Annotated in this window: 6 protein-coding genes; 5 read left to right on the top strand and 1 reads right to left on the bottom strand. The window is 51.2% G+C overall.

Annotation, left to right across the window (positions count from 1 at the left end; all coding sequences use genetic code 11):
* Together M0974_RS14545 and M0974_RS14540 are read left to right on the top strand one after the other, a co-directional pair.
* On the top strand, positions 1 to 454 hold a 454-nt coding region (locus M0974_RS14545), incomplete at its 5' end, for a hypothetical protein (protein ID WP_297837876.1).
* A 241-nt stretch (positions 455 to 695) separates the two neighbouring features.
* Positions 696 to 1,226, top strand: coding sequence for a GNAT family protein (locus tag M0974_RS14540; RefSeq protein WP_297837871.1), 531 nt, complete (start codon positions 696 to 698; stop codon positions 1,224 to 1,226).
* A gap of 84 nt (positions 1,227 to 1,310) precedes the next feature.
* Here the strand turns inward: M0974_RS14540 and M0974_RS14535 are convergent, their stop codons facing one another.
* A complete protein-coding gene (locus M0974_RS14535; RefSeq protein ID WP_297837867.1) occupies positions 1,311 to 1,925 on the bottom strand; it encodes a hypothetical protein in 615 nt (204 codons plus the stop codon).
* A gap of 501 nt (positions 1,926 to 2,426) precedes the next feature.
* Here M0974_RS14535 and M0974_RS14530 point away from each other — a divergent pair.
* The 3 genes from M0974_RS14530 (at position 2,427) to M0974_RS14520 (ending at position 5,553) form a co-directional block, all read left to right on the top strand.
* Positions 2,427 to 3,521 (top strand): PIN-like domain-containing protein, encoded by a 1,095-nt coding sequence (locus M0974_RS14530; RefSeq protein WP_297837865.1) that lies wholly within the window; start codon positions 2,427 to 2,429, stop codon positions 3,519 to 3,521.
* On the top strand, positions 3,521 to 3,874 hold the full coding sequence (locus M0974_RS14525) for a hypothetical protein (RefSeq protein ID WP_297837862.1): 354 nt from the start codon (positions 3,521 to 3,523) through the stop codon (positions 3,872 to 3,874). Before M0974_RS14530 ends, M0974_RS14525 begins: the two co-directional genes overlap by 1 nt.
* 248 nt (positions 3,875 to 4,122) lie before the next feature.
* Positions 4,123 to 5,553, top strand: a complete 1,431-nt coding sequence (locus M0974_RS14520; RefSeq protein ID WP_297837859.1) for an IS1182 family transposase — start codon at positions 4,123 to 4,125, stop codon at positions 5,551 to 5,553.
* Positions 5,554 to 5,817 lie beyond the last annotated feature (264 nt).

Raw genomic sequence — 5,817 nt, 5'->3', positions numbered from 1 at the left:
TGATTGTTCTGGATGGGTCTCGCTGCTTCTTATGCAAGCCATGCAAGAGGAAAACCGGGCAGCCGACAGCGCCGTCTTCGCCGCCGATGACATAAAAGCCATGCAATCGTGGTCAGATCGGATGATCCATGAGCTTGAGGCACGAACGGCATTCATTCTGTCTGAGCGGGAAATTAGCACTCGTAGCCTTCCACGATGTGCCACGATTGGACTAAAAATTGGAGAACCTGCTTGGGCGAATAATCATCCTCGCATGCGCGGCATCACTCATATTGTTCAGGTGGTCCGCCGTTCGGAAGACGATGCGCCGTTCATTTCTGAGTCCTTCGGCAGTTCGATTTCGCCTGGCATAAGCCTAACTCCACTCGCGGAGTGGCTTCATCGAATACAGTCGCATCTTGACGCCAACGAAATTTGGGCCGTTGATCCTTTTCGGTTAGCCTCAAGAAATTGAGTCGCCGTGTCGAAGATACCTTTTCTCGCCACAGCAGCGGGCAGCAGTCGACGCTGAGCGGACTTTTGAACTGACTATAAGAGATCGTTCGGCCGATGCGTGTCCCTTAGCTGTGGGAAGCCACACCTAATTTTCGCGGTCGCAGCGATACTGCCCTAAGCCTTGCATTTATTGGCTCGGCATAGAACCGCGAAATCGCCATCGCGAAGTTTGCTGGATAGCAGCAACTACCAAATCGAATATGCAGAAAATTAGCTATGAAATCGTCTCGCTGCCCGAAGAGCGCGATCAACTTGCCGACTGGCTGGCAGAACAGCCATGGCCATTCCATGTTTGCACCGAAATGAGCCGTGACCAAGCGCTTGGGATGATTGACCGCGGGCATTTTAGAGGCCCGGATCAGGAAAGCTATTGGATCGTTGACGACCAGCGCAAGATTGGTCTGGTGCGGTTGATGGACTTGAACGACATTGACGAAGGTAATCCCATGTTCGATTTACGTCTCGTCGAGAGCATGCGTGGCAGGGGGCTAGGGCAATTCACCGTACGTTGGCTGACCAATCTGCTGTTTAACCGGTATCCGCAGCTCAATCGGCTTGCGGGTAATACTCGGGACGACAATCGTGCCATGCAAAAGGTCTTCGAGCGCTGCGGTTATATCAAAGAGGGGTGTTTTAGAGAGGCATGGCCGGCCGCAAGCGGCCGACCATATGATTCTGTCTACTATGGTATTTTGCGGAATGAGTGGCGTCAGCAGTTAGAGCAGCTTTGAGAGCCTGCTCTAAACAACCGGTCTCCGCATGCGTCATTGGCTTATCTATTCTTCACTACTCGTGCAACTTATAGGCTGCATCTCTTATCCATTTTGAGTAGCTTCTAGCGGGATGGTGACTGCCTTCTCATCACGCCAAGGCTGCCCACTTTTCGGTCCGCTCAATTTTTTCGATAATCCGTTCACAAAATCCAAATGGATACTCGCGTTTGCAACCGTTGTGATAATGATGTTGATGGCGATTTGCTGTGCTGTGCCAGCTTCGATGGCCCGGTTCTCAATGCTACTTGCCATATACATCGCAGAGCTTAGCAATCCATGTGCTCTAGCAAGAGAGGCCGACCCCTCCTGAAATATCGAAGGCGCTTTCTCATAAAATTGAGGGGCCAAAAGGTTAATGGGACAAGTCTTAACTAAATTCAAAAACTCTGCACGCGCGGCAACATCGGCGTTAGCCCAGACTTGCACATGCCGCCCACATTTTGTCACCAGTATTAAATGATTTTGTGCGTTAGCGATCCTTGGCGCAAGCAAAATCGAGAGAATCCTGGTCAGCCGCTTTTCCTCTGCTCGCCTGGCAATGATGTCTCTGGCTCCCAACCAGAGAGCAATTCCCACCGCTACTGACGACGCTACGGCTCCGGCCCAAGTAGCTACATCGCCCCATTCCAACGCTTGAGGGCAGAAGGTTACATTCATCCTTGATATCCTTATTCGGTTCAGTTACCTGATGTTGCAGTCTATTTTCGATAGAGGCGAGAAGCCAGCCGCCCAACTCTTTGGCTGAATTTCCAAGCCCAATTTCGACTGTCCGCAGTTGGCCGGTTACTGCTGGATGTCGAGAGCAGTAGTCGACCCGGAGCGGTCAATCTTAACGCACCCGCAGACGGCCGTTGTTCATGCAAATCAGTCGCTCGACTCGATGAACGAATAGCGCTCGGATCCATCCCTCGGATCGCGAGTCGCCAAGACCAGGCACTTGTCATCCACGAGTTCGGCGCACATCTCACTTTTGCGCACTTGACTCCATTGCCCTCCGACCTACAATACGCAGTCTGCCAAAGATTTGGCTCTTTTTTGAAATATCGCACCACGGGCTTGTATTGTATATTGCATATACAATAGTGATGCCTGGAAGATCTGAATGATCTGCAATTCGATCGATTTGCACTGCAGCAAAACACACTACAGGGGATATTCGTGCGGGATCATTTTTTTGAATATTTTCGCCCCACGGAAGAGGAGACGAAGGCGCTTTGGGGTGAGGCTGTATTTGTATTTGATACAAACGTACTATTAAATTTATATCGAGTAAGTGCCAATACGAGCATTCAGCTGAGAGAGGTTTTTAACTTACTTAAAGGTCGGTTGTTTTTGCCGAATCAGGTAGGTGCAGAGTTCTTTAAACATGCTGAATATGAGATAGCAAAACAGGTGAATGCCTTTGCCGCGGTAAAGCGTGACCTTCAGAAGATTCCGAGAGAATTCGGCAAAGAATTTTCTCGCCATCCTTGCATACCAATTGCAGATATCGCCCAGGCTTTGCAAGAATGCGTAAAAGCACAAATTGAAAGAGTTGAGCAATCACAAGAAGAAAATCAGTTGAATTTTTTGTTCAACGATGATCCGATTTTAAGCGAACTAAATTCCTTGTTTGCCGGATCAAGTGAGCCGAGCTACACGGACGACGGGAACGCTGCACTTAACAAGTTGGTGGAAGAGCGTATTCTTCAGAACGACGCTCCATGCAGCGTTGCCCCTACATCTGCGGCTATGGCTTCGCTGGAAAAAAACCCCCATCGAGGAGACGGTCGCGTGTGGTTTCAGCTTGTTAAGCACGCTGAGGCTGTGAGGAAGCCTCTCGTATTCGTAACCGGCGATATGCAAGGGAATTGGTGGCGAACTGCCAAACTTGGCAACGATGAAAAACCAGTTGGACCACATTTCGCACTTATTCGGGACATACAGCGTGCGTCCGGGGAGAAATTTTGGATGTACACTCAGGAGCAGTTTCTTTTAATGGCTCCTACATATCTTGGTGCGTCCGACCAGTCAGCATCTATCAGTGAAATTAAGCTATTGCAGGATTTTGAACTCGCAAGGGTTGCCGCCGAATTTTCTGATGAGCCGAAAACCGTGGCACCTGTATCTGTGGAAAAAAATTTTGGTGCCGACGCTGACACTGAGAGTGGTTTTAGGGAGAAGGAAATTTATCCAGAAGAAAAATCGGAAACCGATTTTCCGGATGAAGCTGAAAAGGAACAGCCCTCCCAGATAGAAAAAAAGGACTCGTGATGGCTATTATTGTTAATACCGCCAATCCTAAAAGCTTACTTTCTGAAATAAAGCAAGCTATTGCCGACTCCAAAATAGTCACATGGTCTTGTGATGGTCAAGGTGACTTCAGCCACACTGCGGAGCAGTGGAAATATCACGCGTGGTTTAGGGCGAAAATTGAAGAGAGTAGATTGGTATTTAACACTGTTCCACCAAAAGGGAAGGTTATTTCTCGGGTGGATTACGGGGTATATCACGGCAGATTCATAGAAATGCTGTTAAGTCATTTTGACGAAAGATTCAGAGATGCATCTGCCACTGCTATGCCTTCTTCTGGGGACGTGATTAGATCAAGGACAGCCCCAGAATAGTCGTGGTTGCGTTTCTAATTGTGCCCGCCTGTGCCCCCATTGGGGGCATGCAATTTCAGAGAGCTAAATGCTCGGTCGTTCACGTATACCCCTTTACCTTGTTCAAACCGCTTTGACATATAGGGCCGCTTTCCGTCCGAAATAAGACATTCATGGCTCAACCTCCTATGACCGTTCCTGGCCCAGACTGTGTCAAAACGCTTTTTGGAGCGCTAAGATTTGCCATCCGATAGCGAGGGATGAGCAAGATGAAGCGGTTCATTCAAGGCGACAATCGTACGCAAAGCTTTCTCCTCCCTGAAGCGCTCGATGACTACGTGACCGACACAAATCCCGTGCGCGTAGTTGATGTCTTTGTTGATGAGCTTGATCTTCATAAGCTTGGGTTTGAAGGCGCCGAACCAGCGTTGACTGGTCGGCCGTCGTATCACCCCGAGGTGATGCTCAAGATCTATATCTACGGTTACCTGAACCGTATTCAGTCGAGCCGCCGCCTTGAACGCGAGGCCCAGCGCAACGTCGAACTGATGTGGCTCACGGGCCGCCTGGCACCGGACTTCAAGACCATTGCGCGGTTCCGTAAAGACAACGGCAAAGCGATCCGTAGCGTCTGCCGTCAGTTCGTCGTGCTGTGCCAGCGTCTGGAGCTCTTCGCCGAAGCGATCGTTGCGATTGACGGCAGCAAGTTCAAGGCGGTGAACCACCGTGACCGCAACTTCACGAGCGCGAAGCTTGAGCGACGCATGCGCGACATCGAGTCAAGTATCGCTCGCTATCTCGAGGCGATGGACACAGCGGATCGTCAGGAGCCTGCAATCGCAAAGGTCCGCACGGAGCGACTGCAAGACAAGATTGCGGCCTTGAAGGAGCAGATGCGAGGCCTCAAGGAGATCGAGGTTCAACTCAACGCAGCACCCGACAAACAGGTATCGCTTACGGATCCAGATGCTCGTTCGATGAAGACACGAGGAACGGGGGTCGTCGGCTACAACGTGCAGACCGCGGTTGACACGAAGCACCACCTGATCGTCGCGCACGTCGTTACCAATGATGGCATCGATCGTGATCAGTTAACCTCAATGGCGAAGCTTGCCCGTACAGAGATGGCCGTGGACAAGCTCACTGCAGTTGCGGATCGGGGTTACTACAAGAGCGAGGAGATACTGGCATGCCATGAGGCCGGAATAAGCGTGTTCGTTCCGAAGCCGGTGACATCGAGCGCAACGGCTAATGGCCGCTTCGGCAAGGATGACTTCATTTACCACGCACAGACGAACGAATATCGGTGCCCGGCGGGCCAGCGGCTAATCTGGCGATTCTCAACTGTAGAGCGCGGTCTGAAGATCAGTAAGTACTGGAGTTCGAACTGCCAGCAATGTTCGCTAAAAGCGGACTGCACTCCAGGCCCTCAACGTCGCGTGGCACGCTGGGAACACGAAGCTGTTCTTGACGGGATGCAGGCGCGACTTGATCATGCCCCTGAAATGATGCGCATCCGGCGACAGACTGTCGAGCATCCGTTTGGGACGATCAAGGCATGGATGGGCGCCACTCATTTCCTGACACGGACCATCGAGCGCGTGAGCACGGAAATGAGCTTGCACGTGCTTGCGTACAACATGAAGCGAGTGATCAAGCTACTCGGTTCAGAAGCGTTGATGACAGCGATGCGGGCGTGAGGCCTGTTGGGAGGTGCCGCGCCTTCGCAATACTTCGACTGTGATTTCACGCTCGGATCGCCGCAATCGAAAAGTCGCAACCTGCGGCAAGACAGGTTTCGCTAATTCCCGGTGACTCAGCGTTTTGACACGCTCTGGGCCGAGAACCGACGCGAATGCGTCGCAACCCCAGACCCGTTAATAGTTTTTAATTTTCGTGAAAACCCAAGTGTTCGCCGGGCGCTTGTCATCTTTGCCAACCTGCACGTCCTTTCTGACCAACTG

It is taken from the genome of Pseudomonas sp., assembly GCF_026224925.1.
Classification (GTDB): domain Bacteria; phylum Pseudomonadota; class Gammaproteobacteria; order Pseudomonadales; family Pseudomonadaceae; genus Aquipseudomonas.
This window is presented reverse-complemented; position numbering and strand designations above follow the sequence as displayed.

What these genes read in the sequence shown, in the direction of transcription:
- M0974_RS14540 (WP_297837871.1), top strand. Translation starts at nt 696, where the DNA reads ATGCAGAAAATTAGCTATGAAATCGTCTCGCTGCCCGAAGAGCGCGAT.
- M0974_RS14525 (WP_297837862.1), top strand. Translation starts at nt 3,521, where the DNA reads ATGGCTATTATTGTTAATACCGCCAATCCTAAAAGCTTACTTTCTGAA.
- M0974_RS14535 (WP_297837867.1), bottom strand. Translation starts at nt 1,925, where the DNA reads ATGAATGTAACCTTCTGCCCTCAAGCGTTGGAATGGGGCGATGTAGCT.
- M0974_RS14520 (WP_297837859.1), top strand. Translation starts at nt 4,123, where the DNA reads ATGAAGCGGTTCATTCAAGGCGACAATCGTACGCAAAGCTTTCTCCTC.